Origin of the sequence: Chryseobacterium sp. ON_d1, from assembly GCF_006829085.1 — a bacterium.
Classification (GTDB): Bacteria; Bacteroidota; Bacteroidia; order Flavobacteriales; family Weeksellaceae; genus Chryseobacterium.
This window is the reverse complement of record NZ_BJTC01000034.1, coordinates 1-1,165: the sequence shown is the minus strand read 5'-3', so window position 1 is coordinate 1,165 and position 1,165 is coordinate 1. Positions and strand designations below refer to the sequence as shown.

At 36.1% G+C, this 1,165-nt stretch carries 2 protein-coding genes; both read right to left on the bottom strand.

The genetic code is table 11. From position 1 onward, the window contains the following. Nucleotides 1-717: IS3 family transposase (locus CRS_RS24300; RefSeq protein WP_172617152.1), on the bottom strand; the 717-nt coding region annotated here is incomplete at its 3' end. Next, nucleotides 705-1,165, bottom strand: a 461-nt coding sequence (locus CRS_RS24295) for a helix-turn-helix domain-containing protein (protein ID WP_228451350.1), incomplete at its 5' end; no start/stop codon positions are given. The genes CRS_RS24300 and CRS_RS24295, both read right to left, overlap by 13 nt.

The window sequence follows — 1,165 nt, the reverse complement described above, 5'->3', positions numbered from 1 at the left end:
GGTTTTAAATTTCTTAGTATAGAACATTTCAGATTTTAAAGTTCCAAAGAAGTTTTCTATTACTGCATTATCCAGACAGTTTCCTTTGCGGGACATACTTTGGATAATGCCTTTTTCTTTTAACAGGTGCTGATAGGCTTTCATCTGATATTGCCAGCCTTGATCAGAGTGGATAATGAGGTTTTCAGTATTTTTAATTTTTCTGAATCCTTTTTTGAGCATATTCACAACCTGCGCAAAGGCAGGCCTTTCTGAGAGATCGTAACTGATAATCTCGCCATTGTAAAGGTCAATTATTGGCGAAAGATACAATTTACTGCCCGAAACGTTAAATTCTGTCACATCAGTGGCCCATTTTCTGTTTGGCTGATCTGCCTTAAAGTTTCTCTCCAGAATATTGGGTGCTATCCTGCCTTGCTCTCCCCGGTAGGATCTGTATTTTTTAACCCTAACTATACTTTTCAATCCCAGGGACTTCATCAGTCTTAATACCGTTTTATGATTAATTACAATTTCTTGTTGTTTCATAATCAAAGTAATACGACGGTATCCAAACCGACCTCTATGCCTATGATAAATTTGTTTTATCAAAGTTTTTATTTCTCCATATTTATCTTTTTTGTCAAGAGCTTTCTGATGGTAATAAAAACTGCTTCTGGCCATACCTGTACAATCCAACAGAAGTGACAGATCATATTTTCGCCTTAATCCTTCGATGGCCTCTGCTTGTTCTTTTTGAGAGTTAAGGCGTCTAACTTTTTTAGAAAATCAATTTCAGCTCGAAGCCTTTCGTTTTCCAATAAAAGTTCTTCTTCTCTGGTCAATGGCTTATCAGACTTTCTTTTTTTACGTTTGTAATCACTCATAATGACGGGTCTTCCTTTGGGGGTGTTCTTTAACCCTAAAATACCACTTTTTTCGTAATCCCTTTGCCAATTCAACACGGTAGACTGAGCTGCAATATTAAATCGGATACATGCTTCCCTTTGTGAGATATGTTCTGTTTCGATGGTTTTTAGAACTTTAAATTTGAAATTCACGGAATAACTCATGTTTTTTCGAGGGTATAGTCCCGAGATTCCGTACTTGTTATAAAAACCAATCCACTTGCGCAGATTGCTTTCATTAAATCCTTTCTCTGTTGCTATAGATTTAATTGAACAAT